13 protein-coding genes are annotated in these 20,603 nt (G+C 65.8%); 5 read left to right on the plus strand and 8 right to left on the minus strand.

All coding sequences use genetic code 11. The features are described 5' to 3' along the window. Nucleotides 1-26 precede the first annotated feature (26 nt). Nucleotides 27-842, plus strand: a complete 816-nt coding sequence (gene panB, locus HDG39_RS00215) for a 3-methyl-2-oxobutanoate hydroxymethyltransferase (RefSeq protein WP_090803121.1) — start codon at nt 27-29, stop codon at nt 840-842. A gap of 48 nt (nt 843-890) precedes the next feature. On the opposite strand, the gene pabB is transcribed toward panB, so the two are convergent. The 4 genes from pabB to grpE all read right to left on the minus strand — a co-directional run bounded on the left by pabB (nt 891) and on the right by grpE (nt 7,077). After that, complete coding sequence (gene pabB, locus HDG39_RS00220; protein ID WP_184002305.1) at nt 891-2,777, minus strand: aminodeoxychorismate synthase component I; 1,887 nt, start codon at nt 2,775-2,777, stop codon at nt 891-893. 18 nt (nt 2,778-2,795) lie between these two features. Next, nucleotides 2,796-3,935: a molecular chaperone DnaJ gene (gene dnaJ, locus HDG39_RS00225; RefSeq protein WP_018419484.1), complete on the minus strand. Its 1,140-nt coding sequence runs from the start codon at nt 3,933-3,935 to the stop codon at nt 2,796-2,798. Between the two features lie 269 nt (nt 3,936-4,204). Further along, entirely contained in the window at nt 4,205-6,154 is a 1,950-nt protein-coding gene (dnaK, locus tag HDG39_RS00230; protein WP_018419483.1) for a molecular chaperone DnaK, read from the minus strand. Nucleotides 6,155-6,486: 332 nt separating this feature from the next. Beyond that, nucleotides 6,487-7,077: a nucleotide exchange factor GrpE gene (gene grpE / locus HDG39_RS00235; protein WP_184002307.1), complete on the minus strand. Its 591-nt coding sequence runs from the start codon at nt 7,075-7,077 to the stop codon at nt 6,487-6,489. A gap of 364 nt (nt 7,078-7,441) precedes the next feature. On the opposite strand from grpE, the gene HDG39_RS00240 reads away from it, so the two are divergent. Further along, nucleotides 7,442-7,603 (plus strand): hypothetical protein, encoded by a 162-nt coding sequence (locus HDG39_RS00240; RefSeq protein ID WP_184002309.1) that lies wholly within the window; start codon nt 7,442-7,444, stop codon nt 7,601-7,603. Here the strand turns inward: HDG39_RS00240 and HDG39_RS00245 are convergent. From HDG39_RS00245 to hrcA, 3 genes are all read right to left on the minus strand, one after another. After that, nucleotides 7,575-7,982, minus strand: coding sequence for an RNA-binding S4 domain-containing protein (locus HDG39_RS00245; RefSeq protein WP_018419480.1), 408 nt, complete (start codon nt 7,980-7,982; stop codon nt 7,575-7,577). The two genes, HDG39_RS00240 and HDG39_RS00245, sit on opposite strands and share 29 nt — an antisense overlap. Nucleotides 7,983-7,990: 8 nt before the next feature. Continuing rightward, nucleotides 7,991-9,061, minus strand: coding sequence for a ferrochelatase (gene hemH, locus HDG39_RS00250; RefSeq protein ID WP_184002311.1), 1,071 nt, complete (start codon nt 9,059-9,061; stop codon nt 7,991-7,993). 181 nt (nt 9,062-9,242) lie between these two features. Beyond that, the gene (hrcA, locus tag HDG39_RS00255; RefSeq protein ID WP_090803113.1) at nt 9,243-10,262 is read right to left on the minus strand and encodes a heat-inducible transcriptional repressor HrcA; all 1,020 of its coding nucleotides are present in this window, start codon (nt 10,260-10,262) and stop codon (nt 9,243-9,245) included. Between the two features lie 210 nt (nt 10,263-10,472). On the opposite strand from hrcA, the gene HDG39_RS00260 reads away from it, so the two are divergent. Both HDG39_RS00260 and recN read left to right on the plus strand, forming a co-directional pair. Next, nucleotides 10,473-11,375 (plus strand): NAD kinase, encoded by a 903-nt coding sequence (locus tag HDG39_RS00260; RefSeq protein ID WP_018419477.1) that lies wholly within the window; start codon nt 10,473-10,475, stop codon nt 11,373-11,375. A 66-nt stretch (nt 11,376-11,441) separates the two neighbouring features. Then, nucleotides 11,442-13,109 (plus strand): DNA repair protein RecN, encoded by a 1,668-nt coding sequence (gene recN / locus HDG39_RS00265; RefSeq protein ID WP_184002313.1) that lies wholly within the window; start codon nt 11,442-11,444, stop codon nt 13,107-13,109. A gap of 105 nt (nt 13,110-13,214) precedes the next feature. Here recN and glnE read toward each other — a convergent pair whose 3' ends face one another. Continuing rightward, nucleotides 13,215-16,010: a bifunctional [glutamate--ammonia ligase]-adenylyl-L-tyrosine phosphorylase/[glutamate--ammonia-ligase] adenylyltransferase gene (gene glnE, locus HDG39_RS00270; RefSeq protein ID WP_184002315.1), complete on the minus strand. Its 2,796-nt coding sequence runs from the start codon at nt 16,008-16,010 to the stop codon at nt 13,215-13,217. A gap of 264 nt (nt 16,011-16,274) precedes the next feature. Between glnE and HDG39_RS00275 the strand changes: the two genes are divergently transcribed. Then, nucleotides 16,275-20,537 carry a YhdP family protein gene (locus HDG39_RS00275; RefSeq protein WP_184002317.1) on the plus strand — a complete coding sequence of 1,421 codons (4,263 nt, stop codon included), beginning with the start codon at nt 16,275-16,277 and terminating at the stop codon, nt 20,535-20,537. The last annotated feature ends 66 nt before the right edge of the window (nt 20,538-20,603 follow it).

Here is a 20,603-nt window from a genome sequence, read left to right on the forward strand (position 1 = left end):
AGTTCATTTTTTGCACTGGATTGACCATGACTTATTTGCAGGAAGCGAGCCGGAGCGCGATCACCGTGCCGAAACTGCAGGCAATGCGCGACGCTGGCGAAAAGATCGCCATGCTCACCTGTTACGACGCGAGCTTCGCCGCGCTGCTCGATCGCGCGGGCGTCGACGTGCTGCTGATCGGCGACTCCCTCGGCAACGTGCTGCAAGGCCAGGCGACCACGCTGCCGGTGTCGCTTGCCGACATCGCGTATCACACGGCAAGCGTCGCGCGCGCGCGGCCGTCGGCGCTGATCGTCGCGGACCTGCCGTTCGGCACCTACGGCACGCGCGAAGACGCATTCAGGAGCTCGGTCGAACTAATGCGCGCGGGCGCGCAGATGGTCAAGCTCGAAGGCGGCGAATGGCTCGCCGACACGGTGCGGTTTCTGGTCGAGCGCTCGATTCCGGTGTGCGCGCATGTGGGTCTCACGCCGCAGTCGGTGCATGCGTTCGGCGGCTTCAAGGTGCAGGCCAGGACCGAAGCGGGCGCGAGCCAGTTGCTGCGCGATTCGCTCGCCGTGCAGGAAGCCGGCGCGCAATTGATCGTGATGGAAGCGATCCCGTCGCAACTCGCTGGCGAGGTCACGCAGCAGCTGCGCATTCCGACGATTGGTATCGGCGCGGGCCTCGGCTGCTCGGGTCAGGTGCTGGTGCTGCACGACATGCTCGGGATTTTTCCTGGCAAGCGACCGCGCTTCGTAAAGGATTTCATGCAGGGGCAGCCGAATATTCAGGCGGCCGTCGAGGCGTATGTGCGGGCGGTAAAGGACGGCACGTTTCCCGGCGCCGAGCACACGTTCTGATGCCTCATTGCCGCGCGAGCGCGCGGCATTCCCGTATTTTTCAGTGCTCTAACCAACTAGCCGTGCCGGCACCGCGCCGCGCAACGCGTTGCACACGAGCAGCGCTTCGGCGTTCAGCACATCCGCCCGCGTCAGCACTTTTTCACCTGCCCGCAAGCCCGACGCGTCGTCGAGCAACACGCTTCGCATTACCCCTGGCAGCACGCCTGACGCGAGCGGCGGCGTCCACCATTGTCCCGCGAGCTTCACGAACACGTTCGACCTGCCGCCTTCGGTCAGTTCGCCCCGTTCGTTGAAAAACAGCGTATCGAAGGCGCCCTTCGCTTCGGCTTCGCGCCAGCCGCGGTCGTAGTCTGCTCGGCGCGTGGTCTTGTGGCGCAGCAGCGGATCGGCGGCGTGGGTCGGCGCGAACTGCGCTTCGGGACCGAGCACAACACCAACGATCGCATCCGCCAACGGCGCAAGTATAGCGGCCGAGATCTGGGTCACCCCGCTCTTGCTCAAAGCAAGCCGCATACGATGCGGCATCTGCGCCGGGAGCGTGGCGCACCGCGCTGAAATCTCCTCACGAATGCGCGCTTCGTCGAACCCGAAGCCAAGCGTCGCAGCGCTCGACGACAAGCGCCGCAGATGTCGTTCTACGTGCCGCACGCCGTCTTCCCGCGTGGCGTACATCGTTTCGAACAGTTCGAAACCCGGCTCGGCGCCCGTCAGAAAACGTGCTTTCAATCGACACTCCTCGTGCTCGTCGGCGGCCACGCTGTCGAGCACGATGCCCGCGCCGATGCCCAGGCTGCCGCGCAGACCGTTCGTGCCACCGTCTGACGCCGATGACGCGGTCAATGTCAACGTGCGAATCGCGACCGACATGCAGAAGTCGCCGCAATCGTGATCATCGCCCGGCGCATCGAGCCAGCCGATCGCGCCGGTATAGAGCCCGCGCGGCGTGCTTTCCAGTTCGTCGATCAACTGCATCGTGCGATGCTTCGGCGCACCGGTAATCGAGCCGCACGGGAACAGCGCGCGCAGGATCGTCGCGAACGAGGTGCCGTCGAGCAACATCGCCTCGACCGTCGACGTCATCTGCCACACCGACGCATACGGCTCGACCGAAAACAACGCCGGCACGCTGACCGAGCCGATCCGCGCGACTCGCGACAGATCGTTGCGCAACAGATCGACGATCATGACGTTCTCGGCGCGGTTCTTCGGATCAGTGGCGAGGAACTCGGCGTTACCCCGGTCGACGGCAGGATCTTGTGAGCGCGGCGCCGTGCCCTTCATCGGCCGCGCGCGCAACGTCGGGCCGTGCTTTTCGACGAACAGTTCGGGCGAACACGACAGCACCCACGCATCGTCCGGCAACGCGATCAGCGCGCCGAACGACACGGGCTGGCGCGCGCGCAACCGCCGATAGAACGCGAGCGGCGAGCCGAACACGTCGAAGCCGAGGCGGTACGTGTAGTTGACCTGATAGGAATCGCCCGCGCGGAGGGCGGCGTGAATCGCGTCGATCGCCGCGTCGAACTCGGCGCGATCGACGCTCTCGCGCACGTTCGCCGCGCCCGCGACCGACGGCTCCAGAGCGCCGTTGTCGCGCGTCATCAGCCACGCGTCGACCTCGTCGCGCGAAAGCTTCGCACAGCGTTCGAACAATAAAAAACGCAGCGTGGCATTGCCACGCTGCGTTTCAGAAGACCGGCGCGCATCGAAACCCATCAGCGCGCGGCCAAATTCATAATCGGCGAGCACGACAGCGTGCAAACCGCTCCGGGTATCCGCCGCGACGCTTTCGCACACGCCTTCGAGCTGCGCCGCCTCCGTGCAGACCCGCTCGCGCACGAAACCCGTGTACAAGCGGCTGGACGGAAGCGCCGCCGTTGCACCGCAATCGTCGAGCAGCGCGAACGCCGCGCCGCGACTGTCCACCGTCATACTGACCGCCGAATCAAATCAATCGAAAAAGCTCTTTACGCGATCGAACCAGCTCTTGCTTTGCGGACTATGCCGCGAACCGCCTTCCACGAGCGCCTTTTCGAACTGCTTGAGCAGATCGCGCTGCGCTTCGGTGAGCTTGACCGGCGTTTCGACCTGCACGTGTACGTACAGATCGCCGGCGATGCTCGAACGCAACCCCTTGATGCCCTTGCCGCGCAAACGGAACGTCTTGCCGGACTGCGTGCCTTCCGGCACCGTGAAGCTGGCGCGACCGGCGAGCGTCGGCACCTCGATATCGCCGCCGAGCGCCGCGGTAGTGAACGGGATCGGCATCTGGCAATGCAGATCGTCGCCGTCACGCTCGAACACCGAGTGCTGCTTGATATGAATCTCGACGTACAGATCGCCCGACGGACCGCCGTTGATGCCCGGCTCGCCGTTGCCGGCCGAGCGGATGCGCATGCCGTCGTCGATACCGGCCGGGATCTTCACTTCGAGCGTCTTGGTTTCCTTCACCTTACCCGCGCCGTGGCAGTGATTGCACGGCTCAGGGATGTAGGTGCCGGTGCCGTGGCACTTCGGGCAAGTCTGCTGGATGCTGAAGAAGCCCTGCGACATGCGCACCGAACCCGAGCCGCTACAGGTCGGGCAGGTTTCCGGCTTGGTGCCCGGCTTCGCGCCCGAGCCATGGCAGACTTCGCACGAAACCCAGCTCGGCACGCGAATCTGCGTGTCGTAGCCGTGCGCGGCCTGTTCGAGCGTGATTTCCATGCTGTAGCGCAGATCGGCGCCGCGATACACCTGCGGGCCCGCGCGGCCGCCTCCGCGTGCGCCGCCGCCGGCCGCCTGGCCGAAGATGTCGCCGAAGATGTCGCCGAATGCATCGGCAAAGCCGCCGAAACCTTGCGCGCCGGCCCCACCCATGTTCGGATCGACGCCCGCGTGACCGTACTGATCGTACGCGGCGCGCTTTTGCGAATCCGACAGCATTTCATAGGCTTCCTTCACCTCCTTGAAATGCTCTTCCGCATCCTTGTGGCCCGGATTGCGGTCGGGGTGGTGCTTCATCGCGAGCTTGCGATAAGCCTTCTTGATTTCGTCGTCGCTCGCGTTCTTTGCGACGCCCAGAACCTCGTAGTAATCCCGTTTCGCCATATCGGTTCAACGCCGCCGCGCAAAGCGACGCGGTAGCTCCTTGTGAATGCTGTGGAGTCTCACGACTCGTCCGGCCGCTGTCTGCGCCGCGCCAGGGCACGGTTCAAAACAACGCCCTCCATAAAACAAACGTGCCCGGAGAGCCCCAAAAAGGCTCGCCAGGCGCGAAAACCGCTCTTGCACTCGAGGCGCCCCATGGGCGCCAATCTTGTGCAGCCGGGCCGTGCACATCGCTGTGCACGGCTTTACGGTCGGATGCCGACCTGGCTTTAGTCTTTCTTCACTTCCTTGAAGTCAGCGTCGACCACATCGTCGGCCTGCTGGCTCGCACCCGCCGATGCACCGGCACCGCCCGCCGCACCCGCCGCCGCTTCGGCACCTTGCGCAGCCTGCATGTCGGCGTACATCTTCTCGCCCATCTTCTGCGAGGCCGTGGCCACCGCTTCGATCTTCGCTTCGATCGCGGCTTTGTCGCTCGAGTTGCTCTTCAGCGTGTCTTCGAGGTCCTTCAACGCAGCTTCGATCTTGTCCTTCTCGCCAGCTTCGAGCTTGTCGCCGTACTCGGTCAGCGCCTTCTTCGTGCTGTGGACGAGCGCGTCACCCTGGTTGCGGGCGTCGGCCAGCTCACGCAGCTTGTGATCTTCTTCCGCATTCGCTTCGGCGTCCTTCACCATCTTCTCGATTTCGGCTTCGGACAGACCCGAGTTCGCCTTGATCGTGATGCGGTTCTCCTTGCCGGTCGCCTTGTCCTTCGCGCCGACGTGCAGAATGCCGTTCGCGTCGATGTCGAAACTCACTTCGATCTGCGGCACGCCGCGCGGTGCCGGCGGAATGCCTTCAAGGTTGAACTCGCCGAGCAGCTTGTTGCCAGCTGCCATTTCGCGTTCGCCCTGGAACACCTTGATCGTCACGGCGCCTTGATTATCATCAGCCGTCGAGTAGACCTGCGCGTGCTTGGTCGGGATCGTGGTGTTCTTGTTGATCATCTTAGTCATCACGCCGCCGAGCGTTTCGATGCCGAGCGACAACGGGGTCACGTCGAGCAGCAGAACGTCCTTGCGGTCGCCCGACAGAACCTGGCCCTGGATCGCGGCACCAACGGCCACGGCTTCGTCCGGGTTCACGTCACGGCGCGGATCCTTGCCGAAGAACTCCTTCACCTTTTCCTGCACCTTCGGCATACGGGTCATACCGCCGACCAGGATCACGTCGTCGACTTCGCCGACCTTCACGCCCGCATCCTTGATCGCGACACGGCACGGCTCGATGGTGCGTTCGATCAGGTCTTCGACCAGCGCTTCCAGCTTGGCGCGCGTGATCTTCAGGTTCAGGTGCTTCGGACCCGATGCGTCCGCCGTGATGTACGGCAGGTTGATTTCGGTCTGCTGGCTCGACGACAGTTCGATCTTGGCCTTTTCAGCCGATTCCTTCAGGCGCTGCAGCGCGAGCACGTCTTTCGACAGATCGACGCCCTGCTCCTTCTTGAACTCGCCGATGATGTAGTCGATGATGCGCTGGTCGAAGTCTTCGCCGCCGAGGAACGTATCGCCGTTCGTGGACAGCACTTCGAACTGCATTTCACCGTCGACGTCCGCGATTTCGATGATCGACACGTCGAACGTGCCGCCGCCCAGGTCGTACACCGCGATCTTGCGATCGCCCTTTTCGGCCTTGTCCAGACCGAACGCGAGAGCCGCGGCGGTCGGTTCGTTGATGATCCGCTTGACTTCGAGACCGGCGATGCGGCCGGCGTCCTTGGTTGCCTGACGCTGGCTGTCGTTGAAGTACGCCGGCACCGTGATCACGGCTTCCGTGACGGTCTCGCCAAGGTAGTCCTCAGCGGTCTTCTTCATCTTGCGCAGGACTTCGGCGGAGATTTGCGGCGGCGCGAGCTTCTGGTCGCGCACTTCGACCCATGCGTCACCGTTGTCGGCCTTGATGATCTTGTAGGGCATCAGGCCGATGTCCTTCTGCACTTCCTTCTCTTCGAAGCGGCGGCCGATCAGGCGCTTGACCGCGAACAGCGTGTTCTTCGGGTTCGTGACCGACTGACGCTTGGCCGGCGCGCCGACCAGGATCTCGCTGTCATCCATGTAAGCGATGATCGACGGCGTGGTGCGCGCGCCTTCCGAGTTCTCGATGACCTTGACCGAGTTGCCTTCCATGATCGCCACGCACGAGTTGGTCGTGCCGAGGTCGATACCGATGATTTTGCCCATTTTTACAAATCTCCTGACTTTGATCGCTGCGGGAAGCGCCCGGTTGGCCCATCTGGCGGCGGGACGATCCGCTCTCAATTCATACCTGCACTCAAAATAAGTGCGGCCACATCGTTTTCAAGACCTCTTTTGCGATGCGGTCTTTAATTTTTTTCAATCATGGGGCTAGGCGCCCGAATCTTCGCTGCGAGCCCGCTCCGTCAGTCTGCGCGGCGCCCCCGGCGTGGTTCGCCGGAAGTGCCTGAATCGATGGGACCTTTGCGGCACGTAGCGATGCGAAGCGACGCAGCAGACGCCACCGGCGCACACGCCCGGAGCGAGTGTCGACGTGATTACTTCGGCGCCGCGACGGTCACGAGCGCGGGACGCAGCACGCGATCCGCGATCACGAAACCCTTTTGCAGCACCGCGACGACGGTATTCGGCTCCTGGTCGGCCGGCACCATCGAAATGGCCTGATGGCGATGCGGGTCGAACTTTTCGCCGACCGGATTGATCGCCACGACGCGACCCTTCTCGAGCGCGCCGCTCAACTGCCGCAGCGTGAGCTCGACGCCTTCGCGGACCTTCTGCAAGTCGTCGGACGAATGGGCGACGGCCGCCTCGAGACTGTCGACCACTGGTAGCAGATGCTCGGCGAAGCTCTCGATCGCAAACTTGTGCGCCCTGGCGACGTCTTCCTGAGCGCGACGGCGCACGTTTTCGGTTTCGGCCTTCGCGCGCAGGAAGCTTTCCTGCAACTCGGCGATCTTCGCCTGAGCGTCGGCCAGCGCCTGCTCGGCGGCGGCACCCTGGGCCGGTTCCGCGGGGGCGCCGGTGTCCGGCTGTTGAGCAGCGGCCTCGGCCGCCTCGGCGGCCTGGCGCGCGGCTTCGTCGGCGGGCGGGGGATTCTGGCTCGTCGGGTTCTCTTGCGTGTTTTCCATGTCGCTGAAAGTCGTTAAAAAGTAAAAGCCAAAGGCGGTGCAAGCCGTTCCGACACAGTACGATTCATGCTTTGCAAAATCGCGACACGCGTCTTCGCGACGATCCGCCAGACCGGACTCCAGATGGGGCCTCAAAAAGCCGTTTCAAGCGGTCCGAGGGATTTTTCGCACCACCGACGTGCAGGCGAAATGCGCCGTAACAAGCCTCAACGTGGCGCAATCAGATAGAGATTGAGTGCGGCCCGCAACTGACCTATTCTCCAGTCATGGAGCGGCAAGCCACGTTAACCCTAATCTGACGTAAGCCTTACCGACACCTGACAGTCGTTCCGAAAGCCTGTTTCAGCCCATCAAGGGGAGTACCGTGAAACTGACCTTTGCAATCGGGGTGGTCGCACTGGTACTGATCGCGGGCACCACGACCATCTGCATGTCCGGTGCGGTCAACGACCACACCACCGAGTACGGCGGCGCACACGCCACCGTGGAACAGTTTTTCAATCCCCACCTGAAAATCTGTCGATAGTGCGCCGGTCGCGTTTGGTCGGTCGGCCGTGCAGCGCGGCGGCCGGCTCGTGGTACACCTTGCGCCGCTCCTGCTCGACCTGCCGCTTCGCCTTGCTCTGCGCGGTTTCCACATAAAGCGTCTGCGCGACGCTCGCCGGACCGCGTACGTCGCATACGCCCAGCACTTCCACCTGCCACACGTAGCGCTCGATCTCGATTTCGACCAGATCGCCGACACGCACGTCCTTCGCCGGCTTCACGGCCACGCCGCCGATACGCACCCGCCCCTTGTCGACCGCCTCCGCGGCCAGCGAACGCGTCTTGAAGAAGCGCGCGGCCCACAGCCATTTGTCGATGCGCAGTTTCGCGCCCGGTTCGGTTGAAATGCGGTAGTTCATCTGCGTATTCAAGCTCCTGTCGTGTGCGGCACCGGCACCGCCTGCACGGGCCAGCCCTGCAGATGCTGCGCAATGATTTCGCCAAGCGCGGCAACCCACGGGTGCGACGCGTTCAGACAGGCGATCCGGTGAAACTCCTTGCCACCCGCCTGCAGAAATTCGTCGCGCACTTCCATGCCGATTTCCTCGATCGTTTCGAGGCAGTCGGCGGTGAAACCCGGGCAAAACACGTCAGCACGCCGCACGCCTGCCGCGCCGAGCTCCTTCAACGTTGGCGCCGTGTAGGGCTGCAGCCATTCGGCCTTGCCGAAGCGCGACTGGAACGTGATGCGGCATTCGACCGGCGTCAAATCGAGCGCCTGCATCAGCAGCGCGCCGGTCTGCTGGCATTGCTCGTGGTACGGGTCGCCGAGGTCGAGCGTGCGCTTGGGCACGCCGTGGAAACTGAGCACGAGCTTGTCGCCCGCCGCGAAATCGGGGCGGCCGTGCAGATGCCAGTAGTGGTGCACCTGTGCGGCGAGCGCCGCGATGTACGCCGGGTGATCGGCGTACTGGCGCACGGTGCGGATTTCCGGCTGGTTGCGCATGCGCTTGAGCGCGGAAAAGGCTTCGTCGAACGCGGTCGCAGTGGTCGACGCCGAATACTGCGGATACATCGGCATCAGCAACACCCGCTCGGCGCCCGCGAGCTTCAGCTGGTTCAGCATCGCCGGAATGCCGGGCGTGCCGTAGCGCATCGCGTAGTCGACCAGCACCGTGTAGTCGTTCAGTTGCAGCAGATGGCGCAGGCCTTCGACCTGCTTTTCGGTGTGGACGCGCAGCGGTGAGCCCTCGGGCATCCACACCGCCGCATACTTTTTCGCAGAGCTGCGGCCGCGAAACGGCAGAATCAGCAGACGCAGAATGAGCTGCCACAGCAGCGCCGGAATTTCGACCACGCGAGGATCGGACAGGAACTGCGCGAGGTAACGGCGCACCGCGCGCGGTGTCGGCGCGTCGGGCGTGCCGAGATTGATCAGCAACACGGCGACGCGATGCGACGTGGCGTTCTGCGAAGGCCGCTCGAGGTCGAAGCGCATAGGTAGCAGAAATCACCGCATCATGCGGCGAGTCGATTCAATGGAGATTCATTATAGCGGCGCGGGTTCTGCCCGGCGCCGCCAGAGACCCCTGGCCATTCGGACGATTGGCAGACGCCGCGCGTTCGCGCATCATGGTCGCCACGGACTGCGATGACGCCAGTTCCGCGGAGCCCGAGGACTACTGCTGGCTGAGCGTCATGGACAACAGCCGCGCGGTTATGTCCACGATCGGAATCACGCGGTTGTAGGCCATGCGGGTCGGTCCGATCACACCGAGCGTGCCGACGATCTTGCCGTTCACCTCGTACGGCGCGGTGACGACGCTCATTTCCTCGATCGGTACCAGATTCGATTCGCCGCCAATGAATATTTGCACGCCCGCCGCGTGACTCGACACGTCGAGCAACTGAAGGAGGCTGGTCTTCTGGTCGAACACATCGAACAGCTTGCGCAGGCGCGCCATGTCCGACGAAAGATCGGCGACTTCGAGCAGATTGCGCTCGCCCGAGATCAACACGGTCTCGCCGGTGTCGGATTCGTCGGTGCTCGCGGTGACGGCCGCGTGCATCAGCGAGGTCATGTCGCCACGCAGCTCGTCGATTTCCTCGCGCAGGCGCCGGCGCACCTCGTCGAACGAGAGGCCCGCGAAGTGCGCGTTGATGTAATTGGAGGCTTCCACCAGCTGCGAAGGCGAAAAGTCGCGCTGGGTGGCGAGGATGCGGTTTTGCACGTCGCCTTCGGGCGTCACGATGATCAGCAGAATGCGCTGATCGGACAGGCGCATGAATTCGATCTGCTTGAACACGTGGCTGCGACGCGGCGTGAGCACGACGCCGGCGAACTGCGACAGATTTGACAGCACGCTCGCCGCCGCGGCGACGATCTTCTGCGGCTCGCCCACCTGCAGCGTGGTCTTGACGGTGCGCGTCACCGCCTCCTCGTCGGCGGCGGATTCGACCGTCAGCATCGTGTCGACGAACAGGCGGTAGCCGCGTGGCGTCGGAATGCGCCCTGCCGACGTATGCGGACTGATCACGAGCCCCAGATCCTCGAGGTCCGACATCACGTTGCGGATCGTGGCCGGACTCAGTTCGAGGCCCGAATAGCGTGACAGCGTGCGCGAGCCGACCGGCTGACCTTCGGCGATGTAGCGCTCAATCAGCGTTTTGAGGAGGGTTTGTGCGCGAGGATCTAGCATGACGAAAAATTTTAGCTCAATGGCACCGCAGCCGCGAGCGCCCGCGGCGCCCGCTCCCGGCGAATGCGCCGCCGTCAGCAGGCTCGCACGTCATCAGGTCTTCACCATTCTAACGATAATCGCGACATACGCAGACGCCCTGCGTGCGCCGCCCCACAACCGGGTTGGTCGGCGGTTCTTTTCAGGCCCTACCTATGGTGTAATGCCGGCATGCAAGTGACCAGCCAGTTCAAGACCGTCGCGCTCGTCGGGCGCAGCAATACGCCAGGCATCGGCGAGCCGCTGACCGCGCTCGCCGCGTGCATCGCAAAGCTCGGCCTCGAAGTCGTGTTCGAAGCCGACACCGCCGCCGAAATCGGCGTGACCGACTATCCGGCGCTGCGTCTCGCCGAGATCGGCGCGCGCGCCGACGTCGCCGTGGTGCTCGGCGGCGACGGCACGATGCTCGGCATCGGCCGCCAGCTCGCGCCGTATCGCACGCCCTTGATCGGCATCAACCACGGGCGCCTCGGCTTCATCACGGACATTCCGATCTCCGACATGCGCGAGATCGTGCCGCAGATGCTGTCCGGCAATTTCGAGCGCGAGGAGCGCGTGCTGCTCGAAGCGCGCATCGTGCGCGACGGCACGCCGATCTACCACGCGCTCGCGTTCAACGACGTAGTGGTCAACCGCAGCGGCTTCTCGGGCATGGCGGAGTTGCGCGTGTCGGTCGACGGACGCTTCATGTACAACCAGCGCTCGGACGGCCTGATCGTCGCGACGCCGACCGGCTCGACCGCGTACGCGCTGTCCTCGCAGGGGCCGATCCTGCATCCGCAACTACAGGGCATCGTGCTCGTGCCGATCGCGCCGCACGCGCTGTCGAACCGGCCGATCGTGCTGCCGGACGAATCGAAGGTCGGCATCCAGATCGTTTCCGGGCGCGAAGTGAACGTCAATTTCGACATGCAGTCGTTCACGTCGCTGGAGCTCGGTGACACGATCGAGGTGCGCCGTTCGCGCCACACGGTGCCGATGCTGCATCCGGTCGGCTACAGCTACTACGCGACGCTACGCAAGAAGCTGCACTGGCACGAGTACCCGTCGCACGAAGAAGACCCGCGGCCGTAAGCGGCACTTTGATTTCGCACGCCGCCGCGGCCGCCACCCGAATCCCAAGCTCACCCGACGACCTCCATGCTTCGCCACCTCTCGATACGCGACTTCGTCATCGTCGCCGCGCTCGACCTCGAATTCGACAGCGGCTTTACCGTTTTCTCGGGCGAAACCGGCGCCGGCAAATCGATCCTGATCGACGCGCTCGCGCTGGCACTAGGCGCGCGCGCCGAGGCGAGCGTCGTGCGCACCGGCGAGAGCCGCGCCGACATCACCGCGGAGTTCGAGACGCACGCACAGGTCGATCAATGGCTCGACACGCAGGCGCTCGGCGCGGCCGACGACGGCCAGCACGGCGGCACCGTGATGCTGCGGCGGGTGGTCGATGCGAACGGCCGCTCGCGCGCGTTCATCAACGGTACGGCGGCCACGCTCGCGCAGCTGCGCGAGGTCGGCGAGATGCTCGTCGATATTCACGGCCAGCACGCGCACCAGTTGCTGATGCGCCCGGACGCGCAGCGCGAGCTGTTCGACACGCACGCGGGTCTGTCCGACCTGGCCGCCGCCGTCACGCGCGCGTGGCGCACGTGGCGCGACAAGGCGCAGGCCGTCGAGCAGGCGCAAACGCGCGATCGCGAGCTGCAACTCGAACGCGAGCGACTCGCGTGGCAACTCACCGAACTCGACAAGCTCGCGCCACAGCCGGGCGAATGGGAAGAAGTCAACACCGAGCATCGGCGGCTGTCGCATTCCGCGAATCTGATCGACGGCGTGCAGGGAGCGCTCGGCGCGCTGTCCGAATCGGACGACGCGATGATCACGCATCTCGGCTCGATCGTGTCGAAGGTGCGCGACCTCGCGGAGATCGACCCAGCGCTGAACGACGTGCTCGCTGCGCTCGAACCGGCCGAAATCCAGTTGCAGGAAGCCGCGTATTCGCTGAGCCACTACGCGCAGAAGCTCGAGCTCGATCCGGAGCGGCTCGCGCAGGTCGAAAAGCGCCTCGACGCCCTGCACTCGGCTGCGCGCAAGTTTCGCCTGCGGCCTGAGACGCTGCCGGAAGAACACGCAGAGCGGCGCAAGCAGTTGGCCGCGCTCGACGCCGCCGCCGACCTCGACGGCCTGCGCGCCGCCGAGGCGCAAGCGAAGGAAGTGTTCGTCGCCGAGGCGAAAAAGCTGTCGAAGGCACGCGCGAAAGCAGGCAAGGCGCTCGGCGAGGCGGTCACGACCGGCATGCAGGAACTGTCGATGAAAGGCGGCAGCTTCGAGGTCGCGCTGGTGCCGCTGCCCGAAGGCGGCGCGCACGGGCTCGAGCAGATCGAGTTTCGCGTCGCCGCTCATGCCGGCGTGCCGCTGCGGCCGCTCGCGAAGGTTGCGTCAGGCGGCGAACTCGCGCGTATCAGTCTCGCGCTCGCAGTGATCGCGAGCGCGGCCAGCCCGACACCGACCCTGATCTTCGACGAAGTGGATACGGGCATCGGCGGCGGCGTGGCCGAAGTGGTCGGACGGCTATTGCATCAGCTCGGCGAGGCGCGCCAGGTGCTGTGCGTGACCCATCTGCCGCAGGTCGCCGCGCGCGGCGATCATCATTTCCAGGTCGCAAAGACGAGCAACGGCACCGGCGGCACGCTCAGCAGCGTGAGCTCGCTCGACAAGGCGAGCCGCATCGAGGAAGTCGCGCGCATGCTCGGCGGCCTCGAAATCACGGCGACCACGCGCAAGCACGCGAAGGAAATGCTGGCCGCCTGACATTGCGCCGCGCATAGGCGGCCGCACACGGCTGAGTCGGCTTGGCCGGGACGTCACACCGATCCCGGCCGCGCATGATGCGCTACGCGAAGTGCGTGAGCGCCATTACCCAAACACCCTCTTCAACAACGCCAGCACCGCCTCGCGCTCGGCCGAGACCAGCGCCGGATCGACCCGCGCCTTCTCCATCCCATCGAGCCGCAGCGTGTGCTGCAGCTTGCGATAGCGCCGATAGGCGGCGCCGACCGTCTCCGCTTCCGCTTCGCTCATCAGCCCGAAACGCGACACCTCACGCAGCAGCGCGATATTGCCGGTATTGCGGATCAGCTCGGGATCGCGCGCCGCATGCAGCAGCACCCAGTACTGCACGGTGAACTCGATATCGACCATGCCGCCGCGGTCGTGCTTCAGGTCGAACAGCGCCGGCGTATGGTTCGGATGTCCCGCCTCGACACGCGCGCGCATCTCGACGATCTCTTTCGCGAGCGGCGCCGCTTCGCGCGGCGTCGTCAGCACCTGTTCGCGGATCGCCTCGAACTTCGCGCCGATCTCCGGATCGCCCGCGCAGTAGCGCGCACGCGTCAGCGCCTGATGCTCCCACACCCACGCGGTATTCGCCGCGTCGCCCTCGCGCAGCTGGTAGCGGCGGAACGCATCGAGGTCGGTGACGAGCAGGCCCGACTCGCCGTTGGGTCGCAGCCGCAGGTCGATGTCGAACAATGTGCCGGCGCCGGTCGCGGTGGTCAGCCATGTGATCAGGCGCCGTGTGTAGGTTGCGTAGACGTCGGCGGCGGCATCGTCGGGATCGTCGTACAGGAAGATCAGGTCGAGGTCCGACGCGTAGCCGAGCTCCTTGCCGCCGAGCTTGCCGTAGGCGATCACCGCGAAGCGCGGCACGTCGCGATGACGTTTGGCCAACTGCTTCCACACGGCTTCGATCGTCACGTCGAGCACTGCGTCGGCGAGCTCGGACAGCCGGTCGCTGACGTGCTCGACGGACAGCTTGCCGGCAAGATCGATCAGCAGAATGCGGAACACCTCGGCCTGATGCGCGTGACGCAACAGATCCATCTGCTGCTCGACGCCATCGGCGGCGCCGAGCCGCAAACGCAACGTACGCTTGAATTCAGCCCAGTCGAACGGACTGTTGATCGCCTCGACGTCGAGCAGCTCGTCGAGCAGTTGCGGATGGCGGATCAGATAGCCGGCCGCCCAGCGCGAGCCGCCCAGCACCGACAGCACCTGGTGCAGCGCCTGCGGATACTCGGTCAGAAGCGCCAGATACGCGCCGCGCCGGCTCACCGCTTCGAGCAGATCGAACAGGCGCGCGACCGTATCGCCGCGCCGCCCGGCCGGCTCCAGCGTGCGCGCGGCTTCGAGCGCGCGCTGCGCGACGATGTCGAAACGCTGCCGGCTGCGCTCGTTCAGGCCCGCGTAGCGCGACGAGCGCCACACCGCCTGCAGCCGGGCGAGCAGCTCACCGGGCTCGGCCACCCCCAGTTCGACGAGGCGCGCGCGCAGTGCGTCGTCGGCGCTATCGTCGGCGAGCGCGCTGCTCCATACCCACGCGGCCGCGCCGTCCTCGGGCGCGCCGCAACCGTCGCGGCCGCCCACCTTGTCGGCGAAAATCTGGTCGAACTGCTGTTCGACGAACTCGCGATGCGCGTCGAGCTTCGTCATCAATTGCGGGTAGTCGTCGCAGCCCATCGCGCGCGCGAGCGCCATGCGGTCTTCGGCATCGATGGGCATTGCGTGGGTCTGCGCGTCGTTGCGATATTGCAAACGATGCTCGAGCTCCCGCAGAAAGCGATACGCCTGCGACAGCTTCACGCACACCGACGGGTCCATTAACCCATGCGTGGCCGCGTGGCGCAGCACGGCGAGCGTCGGCCGCACGCGAAAGCCGGCGTCCTGGCCGCCGCGGATCAGCTGGAACACCTGCGCGCTGAATTCGATTTCACGGATGCCGCCACGGCCGAGCTTGATGTCGTCGGCCTTGTCGGGGCGCATCGACGCGCGGCGCTGCGCCTCCTGGCGGATCTGCAGATGCAGCGCGCGAATCGCGCTGATCACGCCGAAATCCAGATAGCGTCGATAGACGAACGGCGTGACGATCGCCCCGAGCTGCTTCTGCAGCCGCTGCGCCGAGGCGCTCGCGCCCTCGGACACGAGCCGGCCCTTGATCCACGCGTAGCGCTCCCACTCGCGGCCCTGCACATAGAAATACTCTTCGAGCATGCCGAGGCTGCATACGAGCGGCCCCGAATCGCCGTTCGGCCGCAGACGCATATCGACGCGAAACACGTAGCCGTCGGCGGTGACTTCGGCGAGCGCGCCGATCAGCCGCTTGCCGAGCCGCGTGAAGAACTCCTGGGTCGCGAGCGGCGAGCGCTGGCCGCCGGCGGTCTCGCCGTCGTCCTCATAGACGAAGATCAGGTCGATATCCGACGACACGTTCAGCTCGCGCCCGCCGAGCTTGCCCATACCGACCACGCCGAGCGTGAGCCGTTCGCCCTGCTGGTCGCGCGGCTCGCCGTACAGCGCTTCGAGCTCGGCGCTCAGCACCGTCAGCGCGCGCTGGATCGTCGTTTCCGCGAGATCGGTCATCGCGCCGGTGACTTCGGCGATATCGGCTTCGCCGGCCAGGTCGCGCTCCATCACCGCGCAGAATACTTCGGTGCGCAGCTGGCGCAGCGCGCGCTTCAGCGCATCTTCGTTGACCGGTGCACCGGCTGGGCCCGCCGCCTCGGCGCACAGTTCGTCGAGACGCGCGTCGATGCGCTCGCGCGTCAGCGGTTCGTCGGCCAGCGCGCCGACATGCGCGACCAGTTGCGGGCGGGCCGCGGCGGCGCGCGCGGCATAGTGCGAATAGCTGGAACTCAGGAGGGTGGCGTCGGTCATCAAAAATCTGGCTCGCTCGTTGCTTGATCGAATTTGTCCGGCGGTATTCCGACGGTGTCCGGGTATCGTTCCGGGGTCGTTGTCGTGACGTTGCGTCGTGCCATCGGCACGCGGCGACAAGCGTGCCGGACGCCGTGCCGGATGGCCTCGCCAATCCGCGTCACGGGCCGTCGGACAGGGTTTGCAGGAGGTCCGCCGACGCTTTCCCGTGTGATACATTTCGTCGTTAACACGCAAAACTACCATACGCCCAGCCGCCGCAGCATGTCCGAGCGAAACGAATCCGCCGACCCGCAAGCCCCCCCGCAGGTCCGGCATGTGAGCGGAAGCGACCACATCGTGCTGCGTCGGACGTTGCGCGTGCTCGCCACGCTCGCGCTCGTCCTCTATTTCATCGCGGGCGGACTGTTTCTGGGTTTGCGCTACGTGGTGCTGCCGCGCGTCGACACGTTCCGGCCGCGCATCGAAGCCGCGGTCTCCGACAAGCTGCGCACCCAATTCACGATCGGCCGGCTCGCGCCGCACTGGAGCGGCTTCCAGCCAGGGCTCGATGTCACGAACCTCGTCATCCGCGATCACGACGGCCTACCCGCGCTGACGATTCCGCACGCCACCGCGTCGGTGTCCTGGCGCTCGTTGTGGGAGTTTCATCTGGCGCTCTCGAGCCTGATCGTCGATCAGCCGGACGTGCTGGTGTCGCGCAGCGAGGACGGCGTGCTGTCGGTCGCGGGCGTGCCGGTGCCGACGCGCCACAGCGGCAACGACGCGCTGTCCACCTGGTTGTTGCGTCAGCAGGCGATCGTCGTGCGCGGCGGCGTGCTGCGCTGGCGCGATGCGACGCGCAACGAATCCGAACTGGCGCTGCGCGACATCCGCCTCGCGATCCTCAATGACGGCCGCGACCACCGCATGGCGCTGCAGGCGCCACCCGACGGCCAGGTGCTGAAAGGCCCGCTCGACTTCCGCACGTACTTCCGCCACGCGCCGCTCTCCGCGATCGGCAAGCCGATCAACTGGAGCGGGCAGGTGTACATGTCGACGGGCCCGGTCGATCTGCCGACGCTCGCGCGCTACATCCAGTTCCCGATCGAGACGTTCGCCGGCCGCATCGACAATGCAATCTGGATCGACTTCAGCGAAGGCCGCATGACCCAGGCGACCGGCCAGTTGAACGGCAACGACGTCGCGATGCGCGTGCGCCCGACCCAGCCAAGGCTGCTCGTGCCAGTCGCGCACTTTCTGTGGCGTGTCGAGGCGAACGAAGGCGAGTACCGGCTGCAGCTGTCGGACCTGCGTGCCGAGCTCGGCCAGCCGCCGCTCGAAGACGGCACGCCGCTCACGCGCATCCTGCGCTTCCGGACCCTCGACAGCCGCTACCGGATGGCGTCGCAGCAGCATGGGCAGCTTTTGAGCGTCAGCGGCGATCGCGTCGATCTCGGCATCCTCGCCGAATTCAGCCGCGCGCTGCCGCTGCCGCGGCACTTTCTCAATGAACTCGTGCGCATCAATCCGCGCGGGCGCGTCGCGAACTACGTGATCGAGCTCGAGCGCGGCAAGCCGGAATCCGGAGAAGTGGGCAGCGACCATCGGCCCACGGGTGTTGAACCGATCGAGCGTTATCGCTTCAAGGGCGATTTGCAGGGCATCAGCTTTGCCGCCCAGGAGCCGGGGCCGGGCCTGACGCCGCGGGGCCACCCGCGCGCCGGCGTTCCCGGCATCGAAAACCTGTGGGGCAACGTCGACGCCGATGAAAAAGGCGGTCACGCGAACCTCGATACGACCAACGTGGCGATCACGCTGCCGGGCGTGTTCGACGATCCGCGTCTCACGCTTGCGCGTCTGCACGGCCGCGCCGACTGGACGATGGGCACGAAGGCACCGGGCGACACGCGTCCCGCGTTCGCGGTCAAGCTCAACGATTTCAGCGTATCGAACCCTGACGTCGAGGCGAGCGCGACTGCGAGCTACAGCAATCCCGGCCACGGCCGCGGCTCGCTCGACCTGAAAGCCGACTTCCAGCGCGCGCAGGTGACGCACATCGCCCGCTATCTGCCGACCGCGGTCAGCGAAAAGCTGCGCATTTACCTCGGCCACGGCTTGCAGGCTGGCGTGTCGCGTGGCGGCACGATCGAAGTGCACGGCGACCTGACCAAGTTCCCCTACGCGCGCGACCCCGACGCCGGCATCTTCCGCATCGTCGCGCCGTTCACCGGCGGCAAGTTCGATCCGACGCCGTTCCCGCCGCGCAACATGCGCAACGGCACGCCAAACGTTTGGCCGCCGCTCGACGGCATCGACGGCGTGTTCGAGCTCAAGCAGAACGTGCTGCGCTTCGACATCGACCGCGGCCGTTACAAGCGCGTCGCGCTAACCGGCGTGAACGGCCGCATCGACGACCTCGGCACCAAAGGCTCGAACCTCACCATAGAGGGCAACGGCCGCGGCCCGCTCGCCGATATGCTCGACTACGTGAACGGCAGCTCGCTCGGCATCATGGCGCGGCACCAGACCGAAAAGATTCGCGCGGAAGGGCCCGCGTCGCTCGCGCTGAAGCTGACGATCCCGCGTACGCCGAAGCCGCATATCGGCGTGGAAGGCGCGCTCGGCTTCCAGAACAATCGCCTGAGCGTGAGCAATGCGCCGTCGCTGTCGCAGCTGAACGGCCGGGTGCGCTTCACCGAACGCACGGCCGAGGTCGAGCGGCTCTCCGGCCAGTTCCTCGGCGGTGACGTGCATGCGAACGGCGGCTTGCGGCAAGACGGCACGTACGCGCTCGCGCTCAATGGCCACATCGCCGTCGATGCCGCGCGCGAACTGCATCTGCATGGCCCGGCCGCACAGGTGCTCACGCATATGAGCGGCAGCGCGCCTTATGCATTGCGCGTCACCGGCGCGAAGGGCCGCCTGCCCGAGGTCAGCGCCAACTCTGATCTGAGCGGCCTCGGCCTCGATTTTCCAGCGCCGTTCAAAAAGACTGCCGGCACGCCGATGCCGCTGCACTTCTCGGTCAATCCGTCGACGGTGCCGGGCGAAGCCGGCCTCGAACGCGCCGACCTGACGTTGGGGCCGGTCGCCGCCGCGTATCTGCTGCGCTATCGGCCCAACGCGCAGCCGCGTACGTCACCGACCGTCGTGCGCGGCGCGATCGGCGTGAACCGGCCGGTCGACCTGCCGTCCGAGGGCGTGGTCGCCGCGGTGGACATCAAGGAGTTCAACGCCGACGCCTGGCGCGTGCTCGCCGCGCAGCTGCGCGCGGGCGTGAGCGCGGACGGGGCGAATGGCGTGAACGGCGGTGCGAACGGCGGCAATATCGCCAGCAGCGCGGCCACACCCGCCGCCGCGCCTACGGCCGTGCCGAATCCCATGCTCACGCAGTTCCTGCCGAACCGCTTCGCGCTGCACATCGACATGCTTACGCTGCTCAAGCGTCACTGGGACAACGTGATCGTCGGCGCGTCGCACGCGGACCGCACCTGGCAGGCGAACATCGCGTCGAATCAGGTGTCAGGCCACGTGTCGTGGCTGCCGGGAGCGACCCGCGAATCGCCGGGCGAACTGCAGGCGCGCTTCGCGCGCGTCGTGATTCCGTCGGTCGCGGACAAGGACCTGCTCGGTCCGGCGATGTCGGCGCCCGCGCTGAACATGCCGTCGATCGATCTGGTCGTAAACGAACTGATCGTGCACGATCGCAACGTCGGCCGGCTCGAGGTCGACGCGCACAACTTCGAAGAAAACGGCGTGCCGGTCTGGCAGCTCGACAAGCTCGACGTGACGAACCCCACCGCGACGCTGACCGCGACCGCGAACTGGCGCACCTCGACCGAACTGCCCACCTCGGCCGACGAAGCCATGCCGCGCCGCACCGTGTTCGATTTCAAGCTCGACATCAAGGATGCCGGCGCGATGCTCGAGCGCTTCGGTCTGCCGAGGACGCTCAGGGGCGGCACCGGCTCGATTCAGGGCAAGGCCGTGTGGCAGGGCGGCCCGACCACGATCGACTATTCGACGCTGAACGGCAACCTCGCGCTTGATCTACACCACGGTCAGATCCTGAAGGTCGATCCGGGCGTCGCGACGCTGCTCGGCGTGCTGAGCCTACAGAGCCTCGCGCGCATCGCCACACTCAATTTCCGCGATGTGATCGGCGAGGGCCTGCCGTTTTCGAGCGTGACGGGTACCGCGCAGATTCATGACGGCATCGCCCGCACCGACAACTTCAGGATGGTGACCGCGCCGGCCCGCGCCGAGATGGTGGGCTCGGTCGACATCGCGCAGAAGACCCAGGACCTGCATCTGCACGTGGTGCCGACCGTCAGTGCCGGCTCCGCGGTGATCGCCGCGACGGTCATCAATCCGCTGATCGGCCTCGGCGCGCTGATCGCCGATATCGCGTTCACACATGGGGTGTCGCACGTATTCGCGCGCGACTACGCGATCACCGGCTCGTGGTCGAAACCGCACGTCGAGCGGGTGACGGGCGAACGGGGTAAGATTGACGCTCCGGCTTCGGCCGTGGAAGCGCACTGAGCTCCGGCTTGCCTGGCGCCGCCGTCTCGAACCACGCGGCCGCTCGTGCCGCTCTATCGACTCAAT

Source organism: Paraburkholderia lebeckiae, from assembly GCF_014201005.1.
In the GTDB taxonomy this organism is placed as follows: Bacteria; Pseudomonadota; Gammaproteobacteria; order Burkholderiales; family Burkholderiaceae; genus Paraburkholderia; species Paraburkholderia tuberum.

Excerpts from the sequence above, each read along its gene's own strand:
- glnE (WP_184002315.1), bottom strand. The coding sequence starts at position 16,010 with ATGACCGACGCCACCCTCCTGAGTTCCAGCTATTCGCACTATGCCGCG.
- hemH (WP_184002311.1), bottom strand. The coding sequence starts at position 9,061 with ATGCGCTTCGACCTCGAGCGGCCTTCGCAGAACGCCACGTCGCATCGC.
- dnaK (WP_018419483.1), bottom strand. The coding sequence starts at position 6,154 with ATGGGCAAAATCATCGGTATCGACCTCGGCACGACCAACTCGTGCGTG.
- HDG39_RS00275 (WP_184002317.1), top strand. The coding sequence starts at position 16,275 with ATGTCCGAGCGAAACGAATCCGCCGACCCGCAAGCCCCCCCGCAGGTC.
- grpE (WP_184002307.1), bottom strand. The coding sequence starts at position 7,077 with ATGGAAAACACGCAAGAGAACCCGACGAGCCAGAATCCCCCGCCCGCC.
- hrcA (WP_090803113.1), bottom strand. The coding sequence starts at position 10,262 with ATGCTAGATCCTCGCGCACAAACCCTCCTCAAAACGCTGATTGAGCGC.
- HDG39_RS00260 (WP_018419477.1), top strand. The coding sequence starts at position 10,473 with ATGCAAGTGACCAGCCAGTTCAAGACCGTCGCGCTCGTCGGGCGCAGC.
- HDG39_RS00245 (WP_018419480.1), bottom strand. The coding sequence starts at position 7,982 with ATGAACTACCGCATTTCAACCGAACCGGGCGCGAAACTGCGCATCGAC.
- recN (WP_184002313.1), top strand. The coding sequence starts at position 11,442 with ATGCTTCGCCACCTCTCGATACGCGACTTCGTCATCGTCGCCGCGCTC.
- dnaJ (WP_018419484.1), bottom strand. The coding sequence starts at position 3,935 with ATGGCGAAACGGGATTACTACGAGGTTCTGGGCGTCGCAAAGAACGCG.
- pabB (WP_184002305.1), bottom strand. The coding sequence starts at position 2,777 with ATGACGGTGGACAGTCGCGGCGCGGCGTTCGCGCTGCTCGACGATTGC.
- panB (WP_090803121.1), top strand. The coding sequence starts at position 27 with ATGACTTATTTGCAGGAAGCGAGCCGGAGCGCGATCACCGTGCCGAAA.